Source organism: Ignavibacteriota bacterium (assembly GCA_016212665.1).
Taxonomy (GTDB): Bacteria; Bacteroidota; Ignavibacteria; order UBA10030; family SZUA-254; genus FW602-bin19.
This window is the reverse complement of sequence record JACREZ010000023.1, coordinates 115,602-142,274: the sequence shown is the minus strand read 5'-3', so window position 1 is coordinate 142,274 and position 26,673 is coordinate 115,602. Positions and strand designations below refer to the sequence as shown.

General features: G+C 46.0%; 22 protein-coding genes. 14 read left to right on the top strand and 8 right to left on the bottom strand.

Translation table 11 applies throughout. The features are described from left to right. Positions 1–171: 171 nt before the first annotated feature. From HY960_07575 to HY960_07560, 4 genes are all read right to left on the bottom strand, one after another. A complete protein-coding gene (locus HY960_07575) occupies positions 172–2,688 on the bottom strand; it encodes a TonB-dependent receptor (GenBank protein MBI5215599.1) in 2,517 nt (838 codons plus the stop codon). A gap of 185 nt (positions 2,689–2,873) precedes the next feature. Further along, entirely contained in the window at positions 2,874–6,110 is a 3,237-nt protein-coding gene (gene carB / locus HY960_07570) for a carbamoyl-phosphate synthase (glutamine-hydrolyzing) large subunit (protein ID MBI5215598.1), read from the bottom strand. A gap of 136 nt (positions 6,111–6,246) precedes the next feature. Next, on the bottom strand, positions 6,247–7,335 hold the full coding sequence (gene carA, locus HY960_07565) for a glutamine-hydrolyzing carbamoyl-phosphate synthase small subunit (GenBank protein ID MBI5215597.1): 1,089 nt from the start codon (positions 7,333–7,335) through the stop codon (positions 6,247–6,249). Next, positions 7,332–8,516, bottom strand: a complete 1,185-nt coding sequence (locus HY960_07560) for an aspartate aminotransferase family protein (GenBank protein ID MBI5215596.1) — start codon at positions 8,514–8,516, stop codon at positions 7,332–7,334. The genes carA and HY960_07560 overlap by 4 nt, the downstream gene beginning before the upstream one ends. A 71-nt stretch (positions 8,517–8,587) precedes the next feature. Here HY960_07560 and HY960_07555 point away from each other — a divergent pair, with 71 nt between their 5' ends. The 7 genes from HY960_07555 (at position 8,588) to argH (ending at position 15,626) form a co-directional block, all read left to right on the top strand. Then, the gene (locus HY960_07555; protein ID MBI5215595.1) at positions 8,588–9,652 is read left to right on the top strand and encodes an N-acetyl-gamma-glutamyl-phosphate reductase; all 1,065 of its coding nucleotides are present in this window, start codon (positions 8,588–8,590) and stop codon (positions 9,650–9,652) included. Then, a complete protein-coding gene (argJ, locus tag HY960_07550; GenBank protein MBI5215594.1) occupies positions 9,639–10,853 on the top strand; it encodes a bifunctional glutamate N-acetyltransferase/amino-acid acetyltransferase ArgJ in 1,215 nt (404 codons plus the stop codon). The genes HY960_07555 and argJ overlap by 14 nt, the downstream gene beginning before the upstream one ends. 6 nt (positions 10,854–10,859) lie before the next feature. Further along, the gene (locus tag HY960_07545) at positions 10,860–11,639 is read left to right on the top strand and encodes a hypothetical protein (protein MBI5215593.1); all 780 of its coding nucleotides are present in this window, start codon (positions 10,860–10,862) and stop codon (positions 11,637–11,639) included. 119 nt (positions 11,640–11,758) lie between these two features. Continuing rightward, on the top strand, positions 11,759–12,550 hold the full coding sequence (gene argB / locus HY960_07540; protein MBI5215592.1) for an acetylglutamate kinase: 792 nt from the start codon (positions 11,759–11,761) through the stop codon (positions 12,548–12,550). Further along, positions 12,547–12,996, top strand: a complete 450-nt coding sequence (gene argR, locus HY960_07535; protein ID MBI5215591.1) for an arginine repressor — start codon at positions 12,547–12,549, stop codon at positions 12,994–12,996. The genes argB and argR overlap by 4 nt, the downstream gene beginning before the upstream one ends. Then, entirely contained in the window at positions 12,993–14,219 is a 1,227-nt protein-coding gene (locus HY960_07530) for an argininosuccinate synthase (protein MBI5215590.1), read from the top strand. Before argR ends, HY960_07530 begins: the two co-directional genes overlap by 4 nt. 6 nt (positions 14,220–14,225) lie before the next feature. Continuing rightward, a complete protein-coding gene (gene argH, locus HY960_07525; GenBank protein ID MBI5215589.1) occupies positions 14,226–15,626 on the top strand; it encodes an argininosuccinate lyase in 1,401 nt (466 codons plus the stop codon). Positions 15,627–15,732: 106 nt separating this feature from the next. On the opposite strand, the gene HY960_07520 is transcribed toward argH, so the two are convergent. Genes HY960_07520 through HY960_07505 form a run of 4 tightly spaced genes read right to left on the bottom strand, consistent with a single transcriptional unit; the run spans position 15,733 to position 18,881 of the window. Continuing rightward, complete coding sequence (locus HY960_07520) at positions 15,733–16,563, bottom strand: hypothetical protein (GenBank protein MBI5215588.1); 831 nt, start codon at positions 16,561–16,563, stop codon at positions 15,733–15,735. Between the two features lie 58 nt (positions 16,564–16,621). Next, on the bottom strand, positions 16,622–17,479 hold the full coding sequence (locus tag HY960_07515; protein MBI5215587.1) for a DUF4097 family beta strand repeat protein: 858 nt from the start codon (positions 17,477–17,479) through the stop codon (positions 16,622–16,624). 47 nt (positions 17,480–17,526) lie between these two features. After that, the gene (locus tag HY960_07510) at positions 17,527–18,357 is read right to left on the bottom strand and encodes a HEAT repeat domain-containing protein (GenBank protein ID MBI5215586.1); all 831 of its coding nucleotides are present in this window, start codon (positions 18,355–18,357) and stop codon (positions 17,527–17,529) included. Positions 18,358–18,359: 2 nt separating this feature from the next. Next, positions 18,360–18,881, bottom strand: coding sequence for an RNA polymerase sigma factor (locus HY960_07505; GenBank protein ID MBI5215585.1), 522 nt, complete (start codon positions 18,879–18,881; stop codon positions 18,360–18,362). Positions 18,882–19,092: 211 nt separating this feature from the next. Here HY960_07505 and HY960_07500 point away from each other — a divergent pair, with 211 nt between their 5' ends. The 7 genes from HY960_07500 (at position 19,093) to HY960_07470 (ending at position 26,631) form a co-directional block, all read left to right on the top strand. Then, positions 19,093–19,365, top strand: coding sequence for a type II toxin-antitoxin system HicB family antitoxin (locus tag HY960_07500; GenBank protein MBI5215584.1), 273 nt, complete (start codon positions 19,093–19,095; stop codon positions 19,363–19,365). Then, the gene (locus HY960_07495; protein ID MBI5215583.1) at positions 19,343–19,573 is read left to right on the top strand and encodes a type II toxin-antitoxin system HicA family toxin; all 231 of its coding nucleotides are present in this window, start codon (positions 19,343–19,345) and stop codon (positions 19,571–19,573) included. The genes HY960_07500 and HY960_07495 overlap by 23 nt, the downstream gene beginning before the upstream one ends. 120 nt (positions 19,574–19,693) lie before the next feature. Then, complete coding sequence (locus HY960_07490; protein ID MBI5215582.1) at positions 19,694–20,848, top strand: 1-deoxy-D-xylulose-5-phosphate reductoisomerase; 1,155 nt, start codon at positions 19,694–19,696, stop codon at positions 20,846–20,848. Positions 20,849–20,857: 9 nt separating this feature from the next. Continuing rightward, complete coding sequence (rseP, locus tag HY960_07485) at positions 20,858–22,174, top strand: RIP metalloprotease RseP (GenBank protein ID MBI5215581.1); 1,317 nt, start codon at positions 20,858–20,860, stop codon at positions 22,172–22,174. Between the two features lie 113 nt (positions 22,175–22,287). Next, complete coding sequence (locus HY960_07480) at positions 22,288–23,409, top strand: hypothetical protein (GenBank protein MBI5215580.1); 1,122 nt, start codon at positions 22,288–22,290, stop codon at positions 23,407–23,409. A 14-nt stretch (positions 23,410–23,423) separates the two neighbouring features. Next, the gene (locus HY960_07475; protein MBI5215579.1) at positions 23,424–24,122 is read left to right on the top strand and encodes a FecR domain-containing protein; all 699 of its coding nucleotides are present in this window, start codon (positions 23,424–23,426) and stop codon (positions 24,120–24,122) included. 52 nt (positions 24,123–24,174) lie between these two features. Beyond that, positions 24,175–26,631 carry a hypothetical protein gene (locus tag HY960_07470; GenBank protein ID MBI5215578.1) on the top strand — a complete coding sequence of 819 codons (2,457 nt, stop codon included), beginning with the start codon at positions 24,175–24,177 and terminating at the stop codon, positions 26,629–26,631. Positions 26,632–26,673 lie beyond the last annotated feature (42 nt).

Sequence of the window (26,673 nt, the reverse complement as noted above, 5' to 3'; positions counted from 1 at the left end):
ATAATCATTTATTGCGGGCATTGAGTCCGGCGAGAGTATATATTAAATGGCATTGTTGTTTTAAAATAGTCTTGTATTTCATCACTCAGAAGTTTACCAAAAATATCGTTCAATATCAACAAGAGCGTATGAGTTGGACTACACCTGCAGGTGTAGTCCAACTATTCAACCTCAATACTCCACCTCCACCCCCAGCACAGGGAAGAACGAGAACTGATACACAGTTTCAATCGTTCCGTCGCTTCGGTGGTTTTCGAAAAAGACGTTCTTCGTGTTAAAGACATTCATCAGCGCGAAATAGGCGTTGATGTTGTAGCCCTTCATGTAAAAGCGACTGAGCCATTGCAAATCAAGACGACTATAATCCGGGTAACGTTCGGTGTTGGTGTTGTTGGTCGAAATCCATGAACCGCGAGACCAATGTATGCCTCCCTCGCGGTCTTGCTTCCACGTGACAAATTCTTGTGGCGTGTACGGTCTCCCGGATTGGTAACGATATTTGAAACTGATTTCCATTTCATCAGAAAGCGGAAGAATGTACGACGGATATTTCAAATAAAACGGTGCGTCATCTAACCACGAGCGAATGCCTTTCACAACTTTACCGCCAATAGCAGTAATGATAACCGGATAATCATAATCGGAATTGTACCAATCAACAAGCGTAGGAATGCGCGGGTCTTTCTCTTTTGTTTTGGAGAGAGAAACACTCAGCGTTCCGAATAAATCTTCTACCTGCTTCTGCTCAATGAAAAATTCAAGTCCGTACGATTGTCTCTCGCCAATGGTTCGCCGCTCATCCGACCAGAAAAGTTGGTTCGCCGAGTAAATAAAATCATCTTCCACAGCGATTTGGTCATACGTTTTGTAGTACGTTTCGAGACTCATCTTCAAACCATGTTCAAAAATATGTTCGTAACCAAGAACGTAGTGGAATGCTTTCATTGGCTCAAGATAATGGTTGTACCCGATGTTTCTTCTATCGCCATAATAGGGAAGCGGATGCGACTGTGCATATTCGCCGACTGCCAACGTAAGCGTTCCCGTAGCAGGCACAACCTGATACGAAAGATTTGCACGAGGTGACAATCTTCCTTTCCCTGAGTAGGTGAGATGGTCGTACCGCAAACCAAGTGTGAGGGCGAGACGCTGTGTGAGCATATATTTATCGCTTGCAAAAAGATAATACTTGCTTGCATTCCCGAACGGAAATTCCTGCGTGATGAATCCTTCGGGAACGACAAACGGTCCGGTTTCGTACGTGCCGTTTCTGTCAAAATCAAACCGGGAAGTATCAGCGCCGAGATAAACGTTATCGTACCATCGCTGGACGGTGAGAAGTTGTCCTCCGAGCGTCAGTGAATGTTGCGGATGAATCTGATAGAACATTTCATACTTCCCGCCGATGAACGATTCAAACATGTGATTGGAAAAAACATTTTGTGAGTTAAGAATATTGTATGATTGCACTTCTCCTTCTGCATCACGTTGACGTACTGCAAAATCTTCCCGCACGTCCATATCGGTTGCCGTGCCGGAAGAATAGAGTGTGAGCATCGAGTACCCATCTTTCCCAAACAAACTTCGCAGGCTTAGACCTGTTGCATATTGTTTTGTGATTGGGAAGAGTGTATGCACGCTCGATGAATCAAGCACATTTTTCCTCAGTTCATCTTTTTCCTTCGGGTCTCCTTCGATGTTGATGCGGCTGTCGCCGTAGAGAATGTTGAGACTCAGTTTCTGAGAAGGGGAAAGGTCGTAGGTGAACTTGGACTGCGTGTCCCAATACTTCGGAATTGCCGTGAGCGAAATTGTTGAAATGCCGACAATCCTATCAATAAGTTCGAGCAGACTGTTTCGTGCAGAGAAAATGTACGAGCCTTTACCTTCAGCAAAGCCGCCTTCGAGCATCGTACCGATTCCCGCCATGTTCATGTACGATTTTGATGCGAATGCCCGGCTCCTGTCTCCTTCGCGCACGGTCATGCTCATCACCGATGAAGATTTGTCTCCGTACTGTGCAGGAAAACCGCCGGAAGAAAACTGCACGTCCTCAATCATGTCGGCGTTCACCATGTTAATCGGTCCGGCAGAGTTGAATTGGTTTGAGTAATGATTGATGGACGGAATTTCCATACCATCCATGATGGTCAGATTTTCGTACGGTGCGCCGCCACGAACAATTAACTCGTTGATGTTATCAGTAGAACTTGCAACACCGGGAAGATTTTGTGCCACGCGCTGTACGTCCTGAATGCCGCCGGGAGAACGAAGAACTTCCGACCGAAGGATAACGTTGGAACTGACAGGACTCATCTGCTGTGCACGACTGAAGTAACTTGCCTGCGCCGTTACTCCTTCCACCTGAATTGCCGCTTCTTCCAGTTTGATGGCAACGGGAGTTGCGCGACCGGTGGTTATAACCACGTTGGTCACGACTTGTTGCTGATAGCCAAGTGCAGAAATGTTGAGACTGTATGTTCCTACTTCCAGTCCGGTAATTTTGAATGTTCCGTCAAGTCCCGAAGTCGTTCCGGTTGTTGGTTTTTCGACAACGACAATATTGACCGAGGGAATTGCTTCCATTGTTTGTGCATCAACGACGTTGCCAGTGAGGTCCCCCTTGTGTTGCTGAGCGAATGAAAAATAAGTGAAAAAAAGAATGAGAAATAGAATGTTTTGCTTCATAGATCCTTGAAAATAAAGTGAATGTAAAAAGAAAGAACAGTCTCCGCTCATGATGAAAAGCGATGGAAAATTGTACGAAGGAGAACAAAAAAAGATTCAGGTGCCTATCCCCGGTAACCCCAAACCCGAAACCGGTAACTAAGAATGTATCCGGTAACAGGAAAAAGAAGAGAGCAAACTATCCACTAATACTCTCTCCAACTTTTCACCTGTAAATCCTCAAGGTTCGTTCGTGCAAGCGCCTCCACAAACCGCATGGCAATTTGCCTGTTTGTAATCAGCATGACGTTGTGGTCAACCGCAGTGCGGCGAATGATGTAATCGTTATTCAATTCATCTTTATGAAGTGTTTTCGGAAGATTGATAACCAAATCAATTTTTCCTTGTTGAAGATATTCTACCGCGTTGGGTTGATGTTTATCGAGGGGCCAATACAATACTTCTGTGTGAATGTTGTTTGATTTCAAGAAGCGCGCAGTGCCGAGTGTTGCATACAATCGTATTCCCATCTGAGAAAGAATCCGAACAGAATCAAGCAGTTCCGCTTTTGATTCAATCGAACCGGTGGAAAGAAACACGCTCCGGATCGGAAGCCGGAAGCCGACGGAAATCAACGCTTTCAGATACGCTTCATCAAATGTATCGCCGAGACACGCGACTTCTCCTGTCGAAGTCATTTCAACTCCAGTTACCGGGTCAGCGCCATCGAGACGTGTGAACGAAAACTGCGGCGCTTTCACGCCGACATAATTCAACTCGAACACCGATTTATCTACCGCGTAAATCGGTTCGCCCATGATTGCCTTCGTTGCAAGTTCGATGAAGTTGAGTTTGAGAACTTTCGAGACGAACGGAAAACTTCTTGACGCGCGCAGGTTACATTCAATCACAGACACTTCATTATTCTTTGCAATGAATTGAATGTTGAATGGTCCGTTGATGTTGAACGCAGAAGCAATCGTTTTGGCAATCGCACGGATTTGCCGCATCGTTTCGAGATATGTTCGCTGAGCAGGAAAGACAAGCGTCGCATCGCCCGAATGAACGCCCGCATTTTCCACATGCTCGGAAATTGCATAGACGACGACGTTGCCATGCTGTGCAACTCCATCAAACTCAATCTCCTTCGCGTTTTCCATAAACTTGCTGATGACGGTCGGATGTTCGGACGATAAATCTGTTGCGCGTTTGAGGAAGCGAAACAGTTCCGCATCAGTCGAGGCAACCGCCATCGCCGCGCCGCTCAGCACATACGAAGGACGAATCAGCACAGGATACCTGACACGATGCGAAAATGCTTTTGCATCTTCCAATGTCGTAACTTCCGTCCATTCCGGTTGCGCAATGCCAAGCGAATCAAGCAGAGAAGAAAATTTGTGCCTGTCCTCAGCGCGGTCAATATCACTTGCAAGCGTCCCGAGAATTTTGACTCCCGCTTTTTGAAGCGGCAACGCGAGCGTGTTGGGAATTTGTCCCCCCATCGAAACAACCACGCCAAGCGGATTGAGTTTGTGAACAATTTCAAGAACAGTTTCCAAACTGATTTCATCAAAGATGAGTTTATCAAACTCGTCGTAATCCGTGCTTACTGTTTCGGGATTGTAATTCAGCATTACTGCGCTGTGACCAAGTTCCCGCAGCGTCATCCCCGCGTTTACACAACACCAGTCGAACTCGACGCTGCTTCCTATTCGATACACTCCTGAACCGAGAATTAACACGGGCTGAGTTGAGGCAGGGGTGCGCTGGTGCGCGGGTGCGGCGGAGATGTCGTCGTGCGATGAGTTGTAGGTGAGATAGATGTAATTTGTTTTTGCAGGATACTCTGCGGCGAGCGTATCAATTTGCCGGAATGACGGATGAATGTCAAACTTGTGTCGGCGTTGTCGAATCGTTTCTTCTTTTGATTCTGTGGCTCGTGCGATTTGTTTATCGGAGAAGCCAGCGCCTTTTGCTTTGCGGAGAAGTTCCTCGCTAAGAGGTTTTTGTTGTGCTCGTTCCAGTTCCAGTTCGATGTCAACAACGTTGTTGATTTTGTGAAGAAAGAAATTATCAATGTGCGAGAGTTGATGAATACGCTCAACCGAAATGCCTGACTTCAACGCCTGAACAACAGCAAAGATGCGCTCTTCGGTCGGCTCTTTCAATTCTTTTTCTACATGCTCGAACTGAAAATTTGAATTACCGACCAAGCCGTTCGCTCCGATGTCGAGCATCCGCAATCCCTTCTGCAATGCTTCCTCGAACGTTCGACCGATTGCCATCACCTCGCCCACCGACTTCATCGAAGAACCGATGCGGCGGGAAACGAGACGGAATTTTCTCAAATCCCATCGGGGAATTTTCACCACGACATAATCTAGTGCCGGTTCAAAAAACGCTGTGGTTGATTTTGTTACCTTGTTCGGCAAATCAAACAAACCGTAACCAAGCGAAAGTTTTGCCGCAACAAATGCAAGCGGATAGCCGGTCGCTTTCGATGCAAGTGCGGAACTGCGCGAAAGCCGCGCGTTCACTTCAATCACGCGGTACTCTTCCGATGTTGGGCTGAGCGCGTACTGAATATTGCACTCGCCGACAATTCCGAGATGACGAATTGTCCGGATTGCAATCTCGCGCAACATGTGATATTCTCGGTTCGTCAGCGTCTGACTTGGCGCTACAACAATGCTCTCGCCCGTGTGAATTCCCATCGGGTCAACATTTTCCATGTTGCAAACCGTGATGCAGTTGTCGTACTTGTCCCGCACGACTTCATACTCGACTTCCTTCCAACCTTCCAAATATTCTTCAACGAGAATTTGACTTGTGTGCGAGAGCGCTTTCGTAGCAATCTTCAGCAATTGCTTTTTGTTTCGACAGACGCCGGAGCCAAGTCCGCCGAGCGCATACGCGATGCGAATGATGACAGGAAAACCGAGTTCCTCAGCCACCCGCACGGCTTCATCAATTGAGGAAACTGCTTTGCTGCGACACGTCTTCACCCCGATTTCATCGAGCCGCTTGTTGAACAACTCCCTGTCTTCCGTGTCAATAATTGTGGAGACCTGCGTTCCGAGAACGTTGACATTGTGCTTTTTCAGAATTCCGCTTTTGTAGAGAGCGATGCCTGTGTTGAGCGCGGTTTGCCCGCCGAAACCGAGCAAAATACCGTCCGGCTTTTCTTTGACGATAACCTGCTCGACGAAGTGCGGATTGACCGGAAGAAAATAGACTTCATCTGCAAGATGCTCGCTTGTCTGAATCGTCGCGATGTTCGGATTGACGAGAACCGTTTTGATTCCCTCTTCCTTCAGCGCTTTGATTGCCTGACTTCCGGAGTAATCGAACTCGCCCGCTTCACCGATTTTCAGCGCGGCGCTTCCGAGGATAAGAACTTTCTTTGGTAACACCTTCTTGGTTTGTTGTATTTCCTTGTGCATCAATTTCAAAATTCTAATATCTAATTGCTAAACAAATTCTAAACTCAAATACGAATGGTTTAATGTGGAGAATAATCTCCCACGCACCCTTGTTCCTCTGCCCCCGTGCAACGTTAGTAAACCCTTTGCTTACCACCTATAACCTACGACCTTTCACCTTCGTCAGAAATTTATCAAACAAAAATTCCGTATCCACCGGACCCGGAGTCGCTTCCGGATGAAACTGCACGCTGAAAAACTTTCCCGATTTGTGGGACATTCCTTCATTCGTTCCATCATTGAGATTGGTGAAGAGCGGCTTCCAATCTCTTGGAAGAGTTTGTTCGTCAACTGCGAAGCCATGATTTTGAGAAGTGACAAAGCACTTATTTGTCCCGATTTCTCTCACTGGTTGATTCTGACTTCGATGCCCGTACTTCAATTTGTACGTGTTCGCTCCTGCCGCCCGTGCAAGCAACTGATGACCGAGACAAATTCCGAATATTGGTTTTTCCCGTTTGATTGCTTTACGGAGTTGCCTGATTGTTTCTTCACACTGTTTCGGGTCGCCCGGTCCGTTCGAGATAAACAATCCATCGTATTCAAGTGCATCGAGATTGGTGTTCCACGGAACGCGAAGCACTTCGATTTTTCTTTTGATGAATGAACGAATGATGTTGTGCTTGCATCCGCAATCAACCAGCACGACGCGATATTTTCCTTTACCGAGCAACTGCGGTTCACGCGTGCTGACTTCCGCAACAAGATTTCTCTGATTCGGGTCTTCAAATTCAACCTCATCGTTCTCGAAAACAATCTTGCCAAGCATCGTTCCTTCCTCGCGGAGTTTCTGCGTCAGCGTTCGTGTATCAATTCCGGAGAGTGCAGGAACACGATGTTCTATCAACCATTCCGACAAACTTTGTTCAGCATTCCAATGACTGTGCTTGTGTGAATAATCTGCGACGAGCAATCCGGTAACTCTGATTTTCTCGGATTCAAAATTCTGACTGATGTTGTTGATGATTTGGTTGGAAGGGACTCCGTAATTCCCGATGAGCGGATACGTGAGTGTGAGAATCTGCCCGGTGTATGACGGGTCGGTGAGCGATTCAGGGTAGCCGACCATTCCCGTGTTGAACACAACCTCGCCTGCTACGGATTTTTCAGAGCCGAACGAATTTCCGAAAAAAATACTTCCGTCTTCTAATATTAGTTTTGCCTGATTCGGTTTTCGTTTTGTCATGCCTGTTTATGAGTTGAAAATATTTCACGTAGCGCTGAAACTGTTTCGGTACAATGTTCTTCTTGAATGATGAGCGGCGGAAGAAATCGAAGAACGGTTTGTGCTGTGCAGTTGATGAGAATATTCCGCTCGCGCATCGCAGTAACGATTGTTTCTCCATCGAATGTCAGTTCAACGCCCAGCATCAAACCCAAGCCGCGAACTTCTTTGATGAGCGAAGGAAATTCATCTTTCAATTTGAAGAGTTCCGATTTGAAAAATCTTCCGACTGTGTCAGCGTTTTGCATTACTCCGCTCTCGAATATCTCACGCATAGCCGCGAAGCCCGCAGAGCAGGCAACCGGATTTCCGCCGAAGGTTGTGCCGTGCACTCCGGGTGTGAATGTTTCCGCAATTTCCCCGTTGCTGAGAATTGCACCGAGCGGAAGTCCACCTCCAAGCGGTTTTGCAACAACTACAATGTCGGGTTGAATATTATAGTGTTGGAACGAAAACGCTTTTCCCGTCCTGCCAAGTCCTGCCTGAATTTCATCAGCGATTAGGAGAAAGCCAAACCGCTCTCTCAATTGTTTAATTTCATCAACAAACTCCTGTGTTACCGGTCGGACGCCCCCTTCTCCTTGAATGAATTCAAGTATCAGCGCGACAGTTTTTTCTGTTACTGATTCTCTTAGTTGCTGAAGGTTATTAAATTCAATGGATGTACAGTTTTGAAGAAATGGTTCGTACCCTAATTTGTATTTTTCATGGTCCATCAACGAAAGAGCTCCAAACGTTCTTCCATGAAATGCATTGGAGAATGAAATGATTTCTGTTTTTCCTTTTGATGAACCCCACTTCCGTGCAAGTTTCATCGCACCTTCAATTGCTTCCGTTCCGCTGTTGGAGAAAAATACTTTTGAATAGCCTGAAATCTTCGTCAAATATTCTGCAAGCCGAATCTGCGGTTCCTGAAGAAAATAGTTGGAAAGATGAATGTACTTTCCGCTTTGTTCCTGAATCGCCTGAAGAATTGCCGGATGTCCGTACCCCAGCGCATTGACCGCAAGCCCGGCAAACATATCGAGGTACCGTTGCCCGTCCTTTGTGTAAAGATACACGCCTTCTCCCTTTTCAATTTCAAGCGGGAGACGTTTGTAGGTATGGAAAAAGTTCTGTTCTTCGCGTTCAGAGAGAGTCATGAGTGAAAAATATTGTGTTGAGACATGTGTTGCATAATAATACGAAGAAATGTATATTTATGCAATTCTAAATGACGACACAAATCAACGTATCTATCATCGGCGCGTCCGGGTACTCCGGCGGCGAACTTCTTCGGCTTCTTTCTTCGAGAAATGATATTTGTATCAACCATGTTACCGCTCATACTTCCATCGGCAAGCAGGTGGAGGACGTGTTTCCGCAGTTGGCGGGAAGAGTGGAATTGGAATTCGAATCGTTTGAAGCGGGCAGGAATGGAGACAGCGATGTTGTGTTCATTGCATTGCCTTCCGGCGAAGCGATGAACATTGTACCTCTATTGAAATCGGGAGAACGCATCATTGATCTTGGCGGTGACTTTCGTTTATCATCGGCAGAAGTGTACGAACAATTCTACCGTCATCATCATACATCATCTCATCTCCTCACTCAAGCCGTGTACGGACTTCCGGAACTCAACAAGGAATTGATTGCTCAGGCGCGTCTCGTTGCGAATCCGGGTTGTTATCCCACAAGCGCGATTCTTGCATTGTTGCCCGCGTTGCGGTCCAATCTCGTAGCGTCAACGGGAATTGTCATCAATTCGTTATCGGGGACGTCCGGAGCCGGAAAATCTGCTTCATTGGAGATGAGTTTTAGTGAAATTAACGAAAATATCCGTGCCTACAAAATAGGAACGCATCAGCATATTCCTGAAATCGAGCAGGCGCTATCGCAGGCATCGGGCAAAACGGTTTCCGTCAGTTTTGTTCCGCACCTCGTACCAATGACGCGAGGAATTTACACAACTATTCATGCCGACCTTCAACAATCAATTGATGAGCAGGATTTGTTTGCTCTCTATAAAGAGTATTACGCTCGCGCTCCGTTCGTCAGAATCAAACAGCACATTCCGCAAATCAAAGATGTCGCGTACACAAATTTTTGTGACATTGGATTCGTAATCGAAAAACGGACGAAGAAACTTATCATCATTTCTGTGCTTGATAATTTATTGAAAGGCGCGGCGGGACAAGCAATGCAAAATATGAATATCATGTTCGGGCTTCCCGAAACGGAGGGATTTTTTCCATCATCAATTACCAATAAACTCGTTGAGGAGAATGTGTATGTTTGAAGATTGTAAAGGCGGAGTAACCGCACCGCAAGGATTTCAGTCCGCGGGAATTCATTGCGGAATCAAAAAAGCGAAGAAAGACCTTGCTCTTATTTATTCAAGCGTGCCGGCAAATGCCGCCGCAGTTTTTACGACGAGCAAAGTTCAGGCGGCGCCGATACTTGTGAACAAACTTCAAATGAAACGCTCTTCGCGGTGCAGAGCAATTATTGTGAATAGCGGAAACGCGAATGCCTGCACCGGCGAGCGCGGATTGAACGACGCGTGGGAAATGGTAAACGCAACCGCACATGCACTGAACATACCGGAAGAGGAAATTCTCGTTTCTTCCACAGGCGTGATTGGACAATATCTTCCCCTGTCGAGAATTCAATTCGGCATACCCGAAGTTGTGAAGGCGTTGAGTGATGAAGGAAATCTCGCGGCGGCGGAAGCAATCATGACGACAGATACGTTCAGCAAGGAAACCGCGCTCCGTTTTGAATTGGAGGGAAAGCAGGCTACCATCGGCGGCATGGCAAAAGGTTCGGGAATGATTGCGCCGAACATGGCAACAATGCTCGGATTTCTCACCTCCGATGTGAACATCCATCCGACGCTTCTGCAAAAAGCATTGAAGCAAGCGACCGACCGCTCGTTCAACAGAATTTCTGTTGATGGCGACACCAGCACGAACGATATGGTGACAATTCTCGCAAACGGTCTGGCAGAGAATGATGAGATTGTAGATGAATCTGACTCAGCATACCAACTCTTTTATGAAGCGCTCGAAGTTGTGTGCGTGAAACTCTCGAAGATGATTGTTGTGGATGGGGAAGGCGCAACGAAATTTGTTGAAGTGCAAGTACAGGGCGCCGCATCGGAACAACAGGCAGTGCAAGCGGCAAAAGCGATTGCCAATTCCAATCTTGTGAAAACGGCGATTCATGGTGAAGATGCAAACTGGGGAAGAATTCTTGCGGCAATCGGTTATTCGGGAATTGAGTTCACACCGAAAGATGTGGAAATATTTTTTGGTGATGTTCCGATACTTCGACAGAATTATGTCATTAACTTTTCGGAACAAGCGGCAAAGAAAATTCTGATGCAAAAGGAAATCATCATTACCGTTGACTTGCATCAGGGAAACGAGTCAGCGTCATTCTGGACGTGCGATCTTTCCAAAGAGTATGTTGCTATTAATGCGAATTATAGGACGTGAAGAAATATGAACTTAAGAACAGCCACCAACTTTAACAATGGTTATTTCAAAATCAATCGTGAGGAAAGAAATTTAGCAGCGATTTTTTATCACACTTTATTATTGGATGATAATCTCAAAAGATTTCTTGATAAGATTGGCTGTGAACTTCCTATCATAGAAAATGAGGTGGGAATATATTTTGAATACGCCTACATCCGGGATTTGTGGAGCAATATAAAACAAGGTAATGAGTTTAAAAAGAAACTAATACTTGATATGTTACGCCCTACAAATCGAGAAGAGTTAGAAAAAAAGTCTGTAATAGAATTCAATAGTTATTTTGGTGCCAATAGAACTCTTTCGGCTGACCATATTGCAAGTCCGGGAAATTGGAGTATTAGATACTATCATAAAAACATTATTGACAATTCTGAATTTTTGAAAGTAAGCAAATTCAAATGGTGTTTTAATGCAAAACCAGACATTGTTATTCATACGACGCACAATCATGCAGTTTGTATTGAGGCAAAATTTGAAAGCGGGGAGGGAAAATATCCTTCAAATGATTTTGAAAAAGCAATATTTGACAATAGGAGGATAGAACATGTTGGACAGCTTTCCATTCAGAAAAAAATTATGGAGGAACTTTTAGGTATTCAATCGAAATATATTTTCCTAGTGCAAAAGAAATCTGAAACTGCTACTCATGAAGCGTTTACTTGGAAGGAAGTGTTTGAATGTTTTGACACAACAACATGTCCATATTTTATTAAACAATGGCTAAATCGCTCCGACATCAACTAAAATCAGCCGAGTAGCAATTGAATAAAATTTCAGATAAAACCGAAATCCTCATCGAAGCACTTCCGTACATCCAACGGTACGAAGGGAAAACATTTGTCATCAAGTACGGCGGCGCGGCGATGATTGATGATGAACTCAAAGCAACGTTCGCACAGGATGTAACCCTCTTGAAGAAAATCGGAATTAAGATTGTGATTGTTCATGGAGGCGGAAAAGAAATTACCGAGATTGCCAACAGGCTTGGCATTGAGTCGCGCTTCGTTGATGGACAACGCTACACCGACGAAGCGATGATTGATGTTGTGCAGATGGTGCTTGCCGGCAAAACAAACAAAGACATCGTTGCCCGCATTAACCAATGCGATGGAGAAGCGGTTGGCTTGTGCGGCATTGATGCCGGCGTTCTCCTTGTCAAAAAATTTTCCGCCACGGCGGACAAGTCGGAGAATGCAACTGATTTGGGTTTCGTCGGTGAGGTTGTCGGCGTGAACACTTCATATCTCAATTTACTACTCAACAATTCCATCATGCCGGTCATTGCGCCGCTCGGTGTTGATGCAAACGGGCAAGTGTATAACATCAACGCGGATGTTGCCGCCGCGAACATCGCCTCAGCGCTTCAGGCGGAGAAACTTGTGTTCCTCAGCGATGTCGAAGGGGTGTTCGCTCAGGGAAATCTTATTCACAGCATGACGCTGGAAGAAGCTAATCATCTCATCACAACGCGCATCATCAGTAACGGCATGATTCCGAAAATCAATTCTGCGTTTAACGCGCTTAAAGCAGGCGTTCAAAAAGTTCATTTGATTGATGGACGGGTTACACATTCTCTTCTGTTGGAAATTTTCACCAACGAGGGAATCGGGACGGAGCTTGTTCATTCATCAAACAACGAAATGGAATTTGCATGAATAAAATCGCACGGCAATACGCCATCAAAGAAATTATCAACTCAATGCCGGTTGCCAACCAGGATGAACTGCGTCTTCAACTGAAAAAGCGCGGCTTTAATGTTACGCAGGCAACGCTATCGCGCGACATGCAGGAACTCGGACTTGCGCGCGTTGCATCGGGAGATGGAGCGCGGTACGTTCTTCAACCCGAAGCGGAAGTGCAAATTCTTCGTCCGCTTGTCGGTGCAGAAGTCATTTCCATTCAGTGCAACGAAAGCATGGTTGTCATCAAAACGCTTCCCGGTTGTGCAAGCGTAGTTGCGGAATTTCTCGACGCGCAAAAACATCCGGGCATCATCGGCACGCTTGCGGGGGACAACACATTGCTCGTCATTCCCGAATCACAAAAGAAAACTCAATCATTACTCAACTATCTCAAAGAAACATTAATCGAAGGAAAATAATCATCATGAAAATTGTTGTTGCATACTCCGGCGGATTGGATACATCCGTCATGGTCAAATGGCTGATGCAAAAGTATAACGCGGAAATCATAACCGCGAGCGGAAATCTCGGTCAGGAAAAAGAACTCATCGGCGTGCAGGAAAAAGCGCTGAAGACCGGCGCGACGAAAGCGTACGTCGAAGACCTCACAAAAGAATTTGTCGAGTTGTATATTTTTCCCGCGCTCAAAGCGAATGCGCTCTATGAAAAATCGTATCCGATGGCAACATCGCTCGGTCGTCCGTTGCTCGCGAAGATGCTGGTTGATGTCGCCCGGAAAGAAGGCGCAACGTTTATTGCGCACGGTTGCACAGGAAAGGGAAATGACCAGGTACGGTTTGAAGTATCGATTGCCGCGCTTGCGCCGGAGTTGAACGTGATAGCGCCGCTACGTGAGTGGGAATTCAAATCGCGGGAAGAAGAAATGGCGTACGCGAAACAACACGGAATTCCCGTTGCGGCAACAGCGTCAAGTCCATATTCGATTGATGAAAATATTTGGGGAACGAGCATCGAGTGCGGAGTTTTAGAAGACCCGATGGTCGAGCCGCCGGAAGACGCGTACCAGCGAACAGTCTCTCCCGAACGTGCGCCGGATGAATCGGAATATATCACGATTGAATTTGAACAAGGAATTCCCATCGCGCTCGATGGAAAAGAAATGGATTCGGTCGAGTTGCTTCGCAAGTTAAATACAATCGGCGGGGTTCACGGAATCGGCAGAATTGATTTGGTGGAAAATCGTTTGGTCGGAATTAAGTCGCGGGAAATTTATGAAGCGCCCGCCGCAACGATTCTCCATTTCGCACACACGGAACTTGAGCGGCTCACGCTCGACAAGTCGGTGTTCCACATGAAGAATCAATTATCGAACGAGTACGCGAATCTTGTGTATAACGGATTGTGGTTCTCGCCGCTCCGCAAAGCGCTTGATGCGTTCATCAACGAAACACAAAAAACGGTTTCGGGAACGGTGAAAGTAAAACTCTTCAAAGGAACGGTCGCGATTGCAGGAAGAACATCTCCGCACTCGCTCTACAACGCGAAGTTAGCAACGTACACAAGCGAAGACCAGTTCGACCACAAAGCATCGGAAGGATTCATCAAAATTTTCGGATTGCCTCTTAAGACGTTTCATCAGGTTCAAACCGGCAACGTGTATCAACACGAATCAATTTCCTGAGGAGTTATGAAAGTCTGGAACGGACGATTTAAGAAACCGTTGCATCCCGAAGCGTTGAAGTTTTCTTCTTCGCTTCCGGTTGATAAGCGATTGTTTGAGGAAGACATCGAAGGAAGTCTTGCTCATGTTGCGATGCTGGCGAAACAGAAGATTATTGCAAAAGCGGATGCGGCGAAGATTCAAAAAGCGCTGAAGGAAATTCGGATAGAAATTCGTTCGGGCAAGTTGTCTTTCGGAAAAGAATTGAACGGCAAGAATCGTTTCGTCGCTGAAGATATTCACATGGCAATCGAACAGCGATTGCTCGAAAAAGTCGGTGACCTTGGCGGGAAACTTCACACGGCGCGCAGTCGCAACGACCAGATTGCACTTGATGAACGATTGTATCTTCACAAGGTAATCGTGCATATCAAGAGGGAAATCAGACAATTGCAAAAAACGTTTCTCCGCAAGGCAGAGCAATATCAACAGGTCGTCATGCCGGGGTACACGCACTTACAACACGCACAGCCAATTCTGCTTGTGCATCATCTGCTGGCGTATGTTTCCATGTTTGAACGGGATGGCGAACGGTTTGATGATTGTTTGAAGCGCGTGAATCGTTCACCGCTTGGCGCTGGTGCGTTGGCGGGAACATCGTTTCCGATTGACCGTGCGTTCTTAGCGGATTCACTTGGAATGATTGGGATTATTGATAACAGTATTGATGCAGTGAGCGACCGCGATGTTCACATCGAGTTTCTTTCTGCGTGCGCAATTACGATGATGCACCTGAGCCGGTTCGCTGAGGAAATGATTCTCTGGACTTCGCGTGAATGGAACTTTGCAGAAATCGGAGATGAGTTCACGACGGGAAGCAGTATCATGCCACAGAAAAAAAATCCCGACATGGCAGAACTTGTGCGAGGAAAAACCGGACGCGTGTACGGCAATTTGGTTGCGCTTCTCACCGTGATGAAAGGACTTCCGCTTGCGTACAACCGCGATATGCAAGAAGATAAAGAACCGCTCTTCGATTCTGCCGATACGCTTTCCGACTGCTTGAAGATTTCCTCAGCAATGTTGAAAACTGTCACGTTCAACAAAGAAAGATTCGAGTTGGAACTTCAAGCGGATTTTACCTTAGCGACTGAACTTGCAGATTATCTTGTGAGAAAAGGATTGCCGTTCAGGAAAGCGCACGCTGTTGTCGGCGCGATTGTTCAGAAGTGTTTGAAAGAACATAAAACGCTCAACCAACTTTCACTGAAAGAATATCAAACATTCTCCAAGGAATTTAAGAAGGATGTTTATCAAATTCTCGAACCGGAAACTTCGTTACAGTTGAAGAAGTCGTTTGGCTCGACGTCTCCAAAAGAGGTGAGGCGTGCGATTGAGAGATGGAAGAAAAAATTTAACCACGGATAACACAGGAAAACACTGATTGGCACTGATTTGAACAGAAACTATCTGTGAAAATCCGCGCTGTTTCCGTGTTATCCCTGTCTGCGGCAGGCAGGTGTGGTAAATGTTTTCACTTCCCCTTCCTGATAAAAATATCCCCGTTAAAATTCTTGAAGAGAATATCAACACCGCCGCCATTGAGGGAGCCGGTCATCATTTTTTCCATCGAGATTTTTTTCTTCCCAATTTTCCCGCGTGACTTATCTTCGACTTTTGATGCCGAGTAATCCATCTTGATTTCGAAATCGCTGTAGATTTCTCCCATGTCGTTCTTCAGCCGCATCGTCGCTTTTACATCCGGCGGGAAGGTAACATCAATATCGCCATTCATCGAACTGAACGACATGCTTTTCTTCTGATCAATTTTAGCAAACGAAACTGTGATGTCTTCGTTCAGAGCGTCCACCACGGCAGAACCGGAAAGTTGTTCGATTGAAACCGAGCCATTGAGATTGCTCACTTCCACATCACCGGAAACATTTTCAACTTTGATGTCTCCGTCATTCAACGTGCTGAGTTTCATTGAGCAATTTGTCGGAACCTGCACCGTGATATTGACGGTGCGACCTGACGCCATTGCGCTCGTACTGATTGTTACTTCGTTCTCTTCTTCTTCAACCGTTAAGCCGGTGCTCATGTTTGGGATGCGTTTCAGTCCGCGCTTCTTTTCATTCTTTCCATCGTGGTCTTCGTCGGATTCCCGAATCCGTTCTTCGACAATCACTTCGTTGCCGGAATATCCTTTCACCGTGATTCCGCCGTTAAGAATGCTTACTTTCAAAAACACCGGGCGCGATGGGTCGCTGAGAGGAACAACGATTTTGTCATCGCCTGCCGTTTGGCTGAACGTGAACGCAGTGAATACAAGAATGAAAATTGCAAGAAAGATTTTAGTGTTCATAATTATCCTTTGAAAATATCTTTTTTTAAATCCCCTCTTGAGAGGGGGTTGTGGTCTGTTACTCATACTTAGAAACATAAATATCGCCGTTCAAGGTATCGAACGAAAGTTCCGGTCCGCCGCTGCCGACACGCACAGAGAACGAGTCGCCGCTTCTATACACTTTCATCCCGTTTCGTCGTTTCATCGTTGGAGATTTGAGCGGAAGCGATTGTACATCAAAATCGGAATAGACTTCTCCGTTCATCGTTTTAAATTCCAAAACGGCAGAGAGGTTTTCCTGAAGTCTGACGGTTACTTCGCCGTTGATAGTCTTGAACGATGATTCTTCGGTCGGATTTTTCTTGAAACTCACTTCAACATCGCCGTCGACTGTTCGCGCTTTCCCCGAACCGCTGACATCGCGTAACCGCACATCGCCATTCACGTTCTCGACGACAAAGGCTCCCTCAACATTTGTTACTTTGATGGTTCCATCATTAATCGTTTTCAAACGAATGTCAACTTTACGTGGGACTTTCAACACAAAATCACATTCAACTTCATACCCATAATAATCGTAGCCACGGTAATTTGTCGAGCCGTCTTCGCATCGCCACGGCGCATCAACGAAGAGAAGAATTCTATCTCCCTCTTCTTCGATATCAACACGCACTTTTTGTTTTGCTTCTTCAATCTTCCGCTTCGATTCAGCAGTGATAGTTTCATGAACTACCAACTCCACAACATCGCCGTCGTATCCTGTCACTTCAATCGAGCCATTGATGTTATCAACAAGCAACGAATTATTCGCATCGTTCGCGTTGATAAACTTCAGCGACCGTCTGATTTCCAATTTCTCAGTCAACTCTTCACTTTGAACAGTAAGAGAAGGAATTGCAATCAGCATCAACAACGAAACTATTACATTCTTCATAAATTACTCCAATATATTTTTACTTTTTCATTTTGAATTTTGAATTGTCAAGAGTTCATCTCCTGAATCCCCAACTCTATCCGTTCCTTGACCGCTTTATTTACATCAGGATTGTTCAACATCCGATTGAGAATGTTGAGCGATGTTTTTTCTCGTACCTGAATGAGCCAATCCACGATTTCAATCTGCACGAGCGGCGAAGATTGTTTGGGAAGCGATTCGAGTAATTCCTTTTTGATTGTCTGTTCCCCGTCATTTCGAACGAGCGCATCGAGCGCGGCAAGACGTACATTGACATTCGGGTCATATTTGAGCGCCTGAAGAAGCGCCGCCGTGATTTCCGGGTCGGATCCTTCGGAACGGTAGCTCAAACTGACGCCCTTCAAACGCTCGCTTGCAGATTGCTGTTGAAGAAGCGATACCGTCAACAGTCGGTTCATCATCATCACTTCTTCGTGAAGTTGTGTTAATTCTGTTTTGTTTTCGGTCTGAACAATCTGCGGCTCTTGCTTCATCACGTAGCCAACGAAACCGCCGAGAACGATGAGGACGAGTGCAAAAGCAAATCGTCCTGCAACCTGTTGCGGGAAAAGAAATTCGAGCCAATTTCGTTTCGGCTTTTGATGCGCGTATGTTTTCAACCGTAGTGTCGCTTCTATTTCTTCCTGCAACACTTTGTAAAACTTTTCGCGTACTTCTTCCGATGGTTTTTCATTCGGAAGTTGTTCGAGCGCAGTCCACCACGTGTTCAGCAATTCATATTCTTTCCTGCATGGTTCGCACGAGGCAAGATGTTGTTGCACCGATGTTTCCGTTGGTGTGTCCAAATTGTTGTTGATGTATTCAAGCAAGTATTCTTTTATATGATTGTTGTTCATAGTCATTCTCCTGCAAGTTGGAAATAATATTTTCTCAAATCATTCATCGCACGATGAACACGAACCTTGACCACTTCAACCGTACAGCCAAGCAGTTCTGCAATGGCGGTATATTTCATTTCCTGATAGCGGCTGAGGAGTAACACTTCCCGTTTTTCCGGCGATAGTTTTGCGAGTGCTTTTTGCAACATACCGACATTTTGCAATTGCTCGACGTGTGCGTCGGGAATCGGGTCGTCACCGATTTGGTCGTGTGTTTCTTTATCGAGTTTTGTTTCCCGTCCCCATTTCCGTGCGTGGTCAATCTGCACATTGCGGGCGATGTGATACATCCACGGAAGAAACTCCCCTTCGCCGCGAAACGTGTGGCGGTATTTCATGATGCGGAGAAACACTTCCTGCACGAAATCTTCGCTAAGGTCGCGGTCGCCAGTTTGCCGAACATAATAATTATAGAGAGCGACATGATGCCGCTCGAACAAGAGTGCGAGCTTATGCAACTCGCCGTCCCGAACCTGTATCATAATTTGAGTATCCGATGAAAAACTCACAAAGTATCGAAATAGTTGAAGGATCCGTTATCTAATAAACTCAGTATGGGCTGAAAGGTTACAGGAATATTGGAAATGACTTGGTGACTTCAAAGTTAGGGGTCGCAGGGTGTCGGGCAACGGTGGATATTCTTGGAAAATTCTTTTTAGTTCTCTATGTTAGTTCTGCAATTTTCAAACAACTATGACGACAACATATATCCTCAGCGAGTATATTGAGCAGGCAATGGCAATGGCGCTCTACGACAAACTCGAAGATAATTCATATAGCGGAAGAATTCCTCTGTGCAAAGGAGTAATAGCGTTTGGGAAATCACTCAAAGAATGTGAGAATGATTTACGTTCGACGCTTGAAGAATGGATTCTTCTTGGTCTAAAATTACGTCATCCGTTGCCCGTCATCAATAACCTTGACCTCAACAAGGAACCTGAACTTGAGCCGGTGGGCGCCTTGTAAACGACAGGATTTTATCAGGCGACTTCGTCGTCTCGGTTTCGAGGGACCATACAGCGGAACCAAGCATCAGTTTATGCTTTTCAACCATCATCGTCTTGCTATTCCTTCCAATGCTGAATACACAATTCCACAGTTACGAATGATGATGAATGAAATTGAATCTATCACAGAAAAGGAAATCTCTCTTGAAGAGTGGAGCAGACTTTAGTATTTGAGTTTTCAAGTTTACTTTACAATCCACACATCGTTTTTCCCTTTGCAATCCTCTCAAGATTTCTGTACCTTGTTTCTGTCCTCTTCGAACATTTGAAGGGGATTATGCTTTTTAATGGGTAAAACAAAGAATATTTGCATCCTCGGCTCGACAGGCTCGATTGGGAAAAACAGTCTCGAAGTGATTGCCCGGTTTCCTGAGCGTTTCCGTCCGACTTCTCTCACAACCAATTCAAACATTGCTCTACTTGAAGAGCAGATTGCGAGATTCAAACCGGAGCGCGTTGGTGTGATGAATGAATCTGCAGCGGCATCGCTTAAACAACGGCTCAATGGTTCGGTGGAGTTGTTCGTAGGCGAAAACGGATTGCAGGAACTTGTGCAAATTGAAACGAGCGACATCGTCATTAATTCGCTCGTCGGATTTGCGGGATTGAAGCCGACCATTGAAGCAATCAAACAAGGAAAAACAATTGCGCTGGCAAACAAGGAAACGCTCGTTGTTGCAGGCGCGTTGATTACGGCTCTATTAAAAGAGTATAACTCGACACTTGTTCCTGTAGATAGCGAACACAGTGCTATTCTTCAATGTTTATCGGGAGAAGACGCCCGGCATATTTCCAAATTGATTCTCACGGCATCGGGCGGACCGTTCCTTCATCTCGACAAATCGAAGTTTGAAACTATTCGGGTGGAAGATGCGTTGAAACATCCGAACTGGAACATGGGAAACAAAATCACCATTGACTCGGCAACGATGATGAACAAAGGTCTTGAAGTGATTGAAGCCCACTGGCTGTTCAATCTTCCGCCGGAAAAGATTGACGTGGTGATTCATCCGCAATCCATCATTCATTCGATGGTGGAGTTTGTGGACGGTTCGGTGAAGGCGCAACTCGGCGTCCCTGATATGAAAATTCCGATTCAGTACGCGCTCACGTATCCCGAACGATTGCCCGCTCCGCACCCGCGTGTGGATTTTGCCCAACTCCGCGAAATGACATTCTTTGAACCGGACACGGAGAAGTTTCCGTGTTTGAATCTTGCGTATCAGGCATTGAAGCAAGGCGGAACTGCACCGGCAATTCTCAACGCGGCGAATGAAGTCGCAGTGGATTTATTTTTGAAGAAGCAAATTCGCTTCACACAAATTCCACAACTCATCGAACAGGCGTTGGATTCGGTTCCGCACGAGACGAACGCATCGCTCGAAGCAATCATTGAAGCGGACAAACAAGCGCGTGCGTTTGTTCTTTCATCAATCAAATAAAAAGAAACTATGGATTTTTTGAACACAATTTTATACACAGGTATTACGCTCGGAGTGTTAGTATTCATTCACGAGTTCGGACACTTCATCGCCGCAAAACTGACAGGGATGAGAGTGGACGTTTTCTCCATCGGATTTCCGCCGCGTGCGTTCGGGAAAAAAATCGGTGAGACAGATTATTGCATCTCGTGGCTTCCGCTCGGCGGCTATGTGAAAATCGCAGGCATGGTGGACGAAAGTTTTGATACGGAGTTCGCGAACGCTCAGGTACAACCATGGGAGTTTCGCGCAAAGCCGTTGTGGATGCGTTCGATTGTCATTTCCGCCGGAGTGATTATGAATCTTCTCCTCGCAATCGGAATTTTCTGGGGAATTCATTATTCACGCGGGAAGTACATCGAAGAGACAACGGAAGTCGGATACGTTGTTGAAGAAAGCGCCGCCGCGCAAGCAGGATTTCAAATCGGCGATAAGATTATCTCGGTGAACGGAAAGAATGTTGCACATTGGGGAGAAGTGAACGATGCAGTCTATCTTGATAACATCGGGAAAGATTTACAGATTGCGGTTCAGCGTTCGGGAAGTCAGCAAATGTTGATGGTCTCTGCAATCAACCCAAATGATACCCTCCGTGACGGAATCGGTATCGTTGAAGCGTTTACTGTACCGGTTATTCAGGCAGTCGAACTTGGCAAACCCGCCGAGAAATTGGGGCTTGCACCGGGCGATGTTATTACGGCAATCAATGAGACAAAAATTTATTCCGACCATCAAATCATAAAAATCATCCGCGCCAACGCGAACAACACGCTCAACGTCGAATGGAAGCGGAAAGACTCAACGTATTCCGGCGCAGTGACGGTGAACGAATCGGGACGCATCGGCATCAGCATCGGAAGAATGTACACAGGACCATCGAAGCGGATTGAATATTCGTTCTTCGAGGCGATGGGACAGGGTGTGCGGGAAGTCGTTCGGGTTGTTGATTTGATAATTCAATCGGTGGGAAATATTATTTTCGGGAAAGCAACGGTGAAAGAATCATTCGGCGGTCCGATTCGCATCGCACAGATGGCGACGCAATCTGCCGAGTACGGACTCGGAAGTTTTCTCACGTTCATGGCAATGCTCAGCGTCTCGCTCGCCGTGCTGAACATTCTCCCGATTCCCGCGCTCGATGGCGGACATCTGACGCTGATGATTTATGAAAAGATTACGCGCCGGGAAATTCCATTGAAAGTGAAGTTAGGAATTCAAAAAGTCGGATTTGTTCTGCTTCTTGCTTTTATGGCGTTTGTGATTTATAATGATATCGCGAGTTTTTGATTTCGCTTCCTGTTCCGTTGCATGAAGCACGGTGAGAACAATCACCCGAACTTTTCAGAAAATTTCGTTTTTTATGCACTATGTATTGTAGCATTCAATTAAAAGGAAACACAATGTCTCCACTCTTAAAACGATGGTTACCCATCTTCATCTCTTGTTTCGTTCTGTTCTTATTCGGTGAACAGGCGAAGTCTCAGCAACTTCGTTTGAACGAAACCCATGCCGATATCAATCAACTTACTATCGGCGATATAGATTTTGAAAATTTCGGAAGTCAGAACTGGTTTTTCACGCTCGACATGAGTTGTGAAAACTGTCTGCCGCTCACAACAGTACGATTGTTTGTGAACGTTGATATCGCTCTTGCCGATGCTCAATATATTGATGCGGTTCGATTCAACACAGAGTCGTTTCAACTTCCGAAGAGTATCAGCAACACCGACATTGGTCGTGATGGTTCGGTAGCAATTCAAACGGGAACGTTCGTGTTCAGTCAGGAAGCGAAAGATAAAATTCAGAACCTTGCACTTGCAACCGGAAAACTTCCCGACGGAACGTACACATTTCATTTACGAATTGAAGATGTAAATCCAATTACGCCGGCCGTTTATGATTCACGTGAAATCGTTCTCACTATCAGAAGTTTTTCGCGCATCGAACTCCTCAGCCCTTTGGACAACAGCGATATTTCAACGCCTTTCCCGTTATTTCAATGGGCGTTTGATGGCGAGCAAGTAGAACTTTCCATCTATGAAAAAATGACGCATCATCAATCGAACGAAGAAGCATTGAGCGGAACGCCGTTGCTTGTCGTTCGTACGGGCGATGCAGGATTACCAGTCGGTGTGCAGACTTTTCAATATCCGACGGCAGGTGTGCGTGCGTTGGAACTCGGCAAATCATACGTGTGGGTTGTTCGTTCGCTTTCAACAGGAACAGGCGGAAGCGATGCCGGATTGAATAGTGAAGTCTGGAAGTTCACAGTTTCTCAATCGGGCGGCGGAACGACCAATAATCTCGCAGAAGAATTTGTCTCAACGGAGAGGTTATCAAGCATTCTCAATGATATTCCGGGGATGGATGCCGGAGCGTTACAACGATTACTGGAAGAATATCAGATGACCGGCGAGATTTATATCAACGGGCAAAAAATATCGGTGATGGAATTACGACTGATACTTGAGGAGCTCATGAGAAACCCAGACCGTATTATTGAAATGAAAGTGATTGAGTAAGAGAAGGAGTAACTATGAAAAAGATATTAATAACAATTTCCATTCTTGCCATTGGTTTGATATTCGGCTTCATGATGACTGCCGGAGAAAAATCAATTGCGCTCGCAGTGAAAGTCATACGCGAGGTTTCCCGAAGAACCGAGACGATTGATTGGGCATCGGTGAAAAAGGGAGAACTGATGTATTCAGGCGATAAAGTGCGCACAGGTGACCGTTCGATTGCGATTGTGAAATTTACCGACAACAGCATTCTGCGCGTGCGGGAGAAATCGGAACTCCAGATTCTCGGCGAACAGAAAGAAGGCGCGCTTGAAAAGAATGTTCATCTCACACGCGGTGAGTTCTCGTTTGATATTCAAAAGCAAGAGAATGAAAAATTTATTTTTACTTCACCGACTTCCGTTGCGGCAATCCGCGGAACACGCGGAACAATGGTGCGACTCGATAGCGGCGATGTTGTTGTCGTTCTTGAAGGATTGGTGAACCTGCTGAATTCAATTTCCAACACAGGAGTTGATGTCGGTCCGGGACAGACCGGAATTTCCTACACCGACGGACGAGTGTTTGTCCGTGATGCAACATCAAACGAAACGGACGATGCCCGCCGTTCTATCAACGCCGGAAGCGGGACAGGTCGGGAAAATCTTCTCGATATCGAACTGAAGGATGACGGCAACAACAAAAAGCGTTTACGCATCCGCTATCGCGATTGAGCCGCCGCTTCACATACTTCATAAATGACCACACATAATTTTTGAAACTGCCATGATGAATTTGTTTCTACGAAAAATAGTTCCTGTTTTCCTGCTCATGATGTTGAGCGTTCCGATGTTCGCGCAAGTGAGCGATAAAATTCTCTCCATCAACACAAGCGAAGGAAGAGAAGGCGAACCGGTTGAAGTCAAGGTTGACCTGACGAATGCAATCAGTGTCAACCAAATGTTTTTGAACTACAGGACGCCAGGCATGAGTGACTACAAACGAGTCGAGATGACGCTCACCGGAAACTCTGCTACAGCAACAATCTCCGGCGAGGAAGTTGTCCCGACCGAAATTGAATATTATTTCGTGATGACAATAATGCTGAAAGATGGTTACGATACGTATCCTGCGGAAAATCCAAAGAACAATCCATTGCGGCTCGTTGTTCATCCTGCATCGCCGAAAGAACGGATGGTGGTATTCCTCAGCCCCGATACAGGTCGCGCGGTTCCCGCAGATGAGTTGATGATTGCGCTCGCACTGAAAAATGTCAGCCCGCTGGTTGATATTTCGACGATGAAATTATTTATTGACGGGAACGATGTAACAAAAATCGCTTCCATTGCCGACAGCCTGATTACTCTTGACCCGCAGAAAGTTCAACCCGCCCTTGAAGACGGGAACCATGTGTTTCGCGTTGATTTGTTCAGCAAAAAAGGGCAACTCTATTACACACAGACATTGAAGTTCAGTCAGGGTCCGCTCTTCTCGTATGAAGAAGAACCGTCGAAGTTTTTGTACAACCTTAGCGCAAAGGTTGAATCTCGCCATGAACGATTTACCAATTCATGGAAGCCGTACAATCGCGGATGGCTCAATCTTTCAACCCAACGAGGCGCGTTGACATTGAGCGGGAAGGTCTTTGCAAGCAGTGAAGAACAAACCGACCGTCAGCCGGTGAACCGTTACTTCATCGAGGCAAAAACGCCCTGGTTCCGCATCGGGTATGGCGATGATTATCCCGTGTTTCCAAGTATGATTATGAGCGGCAAACGACTACGCGGCGTTTCATCAAATCTGAAATTAGGTTTCTTTAATGTTGATGTTGCAAGCGGCGATGTCATTCGGACAATCGAAGGAGAAGCGATTCGCATTTTCTCTAAAGATAGTCTGACGTTCGTACAGAACGACACAACGCGCCCGAACCCGACCGGCGCGTTCGGCCCGTACGATACGACGAACGGAAATAATTTCTGGGCGGAATACCGCTACGGAACATTCAAGCGACAACTGACGGCAGTGCGACCGAGTTTTGGCGGCGGTGAATCGTTTCAACTTGGTTTCACCTATTTGAAATCAAAAGATGATGTTGGGTCGCTCAAGTACGGAATCAAGCCGCAGGAAAATCTCGTCCTCGGCTCCGACATCTTCATCGGCATGTTCGATAGAAAATTGCAACTCACAGCGCAAGGAGGAGCGAGTGTATTCAATTCAAACATTCAAAAAGGAAACATCACCGATGCTCAAATTGATTCGCTCTTCACAGATGCCGACTCGGCTGACAAGCGGAAAGATTTCAAAGACATCCGGGACATCGTTTCCAAATATATCACGGTGAACGAAAATCTTGTGCCGCTTTCTATTGATAAAATCAGTTCCATCACGTCGTACGAAGGCGGGATTGCACTTGATATGTTCGATAACTATTTGAAAGGGACGTATCTCTTTCATGGAAGTCAGTACCAATCGTTTGGGCAGACATATTTCAGAAAAGATGTGAAGGGCTTTAACGTGTTCGACCGCCTGCGGTTGATAAAGAATCAACTTTTCCTCACCGGTTCGTTTGAACAGTTGAAGGATAACACAGACGAGACAAAACTTGCAACAACGACCTTCACCAACTGGAACGGAAGCGTTGCATATTATCCGCGCTTCAACTTCCCGAACATCACCGTGGGGTACGGACAAAATACAAGTTCAAACGGATTATACACGCTTGATCCGAACGGACCCGACAGCACAAAAGCGCGAAGTGCTAGAGAAGATTTAACAAGTCGTTTGTTCGTTCAGTTGGGATATGATTTCAATGCAGTTGCACGACACAACGCGTCGTTCAGTTTCAGCACGAGCAACACCGATGATAAGACATTCAGAAGTTTCGACACAAAAAGCACGATTGTTACAACGATGTTGATGTCCACGTGGAAATTCCCGTTGCAGTCCACGGTCGGTTTATCCTTCAGCAACAGCAAACTTCCCGGGCAGACAGCATCGGTTCAAAGAGATTTCAACTATACAACGCTCACGCTTGGAGCGCGGTATCGTTTGCTTCAGGAAAAACTCCGTCTCTCCGGAACGTTCGTCCCGACCTTTGGCGATGTACAGCGCTCGGTCATTTCGTTCGTTGCTGATTACAGTCTGCTTACCAATCTCGTCGCCTCGTTCGATGCAAGCCTAATAGATAACACAAACGGTTCGACAGACTCGATTGTGAGCTTTTTGTTGAAGTATAATATGTAGTTTTCACTAGCACATAAGACTCTTTCGATTTTCTGAAAGAAT

Bases quoted from the DNA above. Each gene is read 5' to 3' on its own strand.
- HY960_07475 (MBI5215579.1), top strand. From the start codon at position 23,424: ATGAAAAAGATATTAATAACAATTTCCATTCTTGCCATTGGTTTGATA.
- HY960_07545 (MBI5215593.1), top strand. From the start codon at position 10,860: ATGAACTTAAGAACAGCCACCAACTTTAACAATGGTTATTTCAAAATC.
- HY960_07500 (MBI5215584.1), top strand. From the start codon at position 19,093: ATGACGACAACATATATCCTCAGCGAGTATATTGAGCAGGCAATGGCA.
- argJ (MBI5215594.1), top strand. From the start codon at position 9,639: ATGTGTATGTTTGAAGATTGTAAAGGCGGAGTAACCGCACCGCAAGGA.
- rseP (MBI5215581.1), top strand. From the start codon at position 20,858: ATGGATTTTTTGAACACAATTTTATACACAGGTATTACGCTCGGAGTG.
- HY960_07515 (MBI5215587.1), bottom strand. From the start codon at position 17,479: ATGAAGAATGTAATAGTTTCGTTGTTGATGCTGATTGCAATTCCTTCT.
- argH (MBI5215589.1), top strand. From the start codon at position 14,226: ATGAAAGTCTGGAACGGACGATTTAAGAAACCGTTGCATCCCGAAGCG.
- HY960_07490 (MBI5215582.1), top strand. From the start codon at position 19,694: ATGGGTAAAACAAAGAATATTTGCATCCTCGGCTCGACAGGCTCGATT.
- carB (MBI5215598.1), bottom strand. From the start codon at position 6,110: ATGCACAAGGAAATACAACAAACCAAGAAGGTGTTACCAAAGAAAGTT.
- HY960_07480 (MBI5215580.1), top strand. From the start codon at position 22,288: ATGTCTCCACTCTTAAAACGATGGTTACCCATCTTCATCTCTTGTTTC.
- carA (MBI5215597.1), bottom strand. From the start codon at position 7,335: ATGACAAAACGAAAACCGAATCAGGCAAAACTAATATTAGAAGACGGA.
- argB (MBI5215592.1), top strand. From the start codon at position 11,759: ATGATTGATGATGAACTCAAAGCAACGTTCGCACAGGATGTAACCCTC.
- HY960_07520 (MBI5215588.1), bottom strand. From the start codon at position 16,563: ATGAACACTAAAATCTTTCTTGCAATTTTCATTCTTGTATTCACTGCG.
- HY960_07505 (MBI5215585.1), bottom strand. From the start codon at position 18,881: ATGATACAGGTTCGGGACGGCGAGTTGCATAAGCTCGCACTCTTGTTC.
- HY960_07510 (MBI5215586.1), bottom strand. From the start codon at position 18,357: ATGAACAACAATCATATAAAAGAATACTTGCTTGAATACATCAACAAC.
- HY960_07470 (MBI5215578.1), top strand. From the start codon at position 24,175: ATGATGAATTTGTTTCTACGAAAAATAGTTCCTGTTTTCCTGCTCATG.
- argR (MBI5215591.1), top strand. From the start codon at position 12,547: ATGAATAAAATCGCACGGCAATACGCCATCAAAGAAATTATCAACTCA.
- HY960_07560 (MBI5215596.1), bottom strand. From the start codon at position 8,516: ATGACTCTCTCTGAACGCGAAGAACAGAACTTTTTCCATACCTACAAA.
- HY960_07555 (MBI5215595.1), top strand. From the start codon at position 8,588: ATGACGACACAAATCAACGTATCTATCATCGGCGCGTCCGGGTACTCC.
- HY960_07575 (MBI5215599.1), bottom strand. From the start codon at position 2,688: ATGAAGCAAAACATTCTATTTCTCATTCTTTTTTTCACTTATTTTTCA.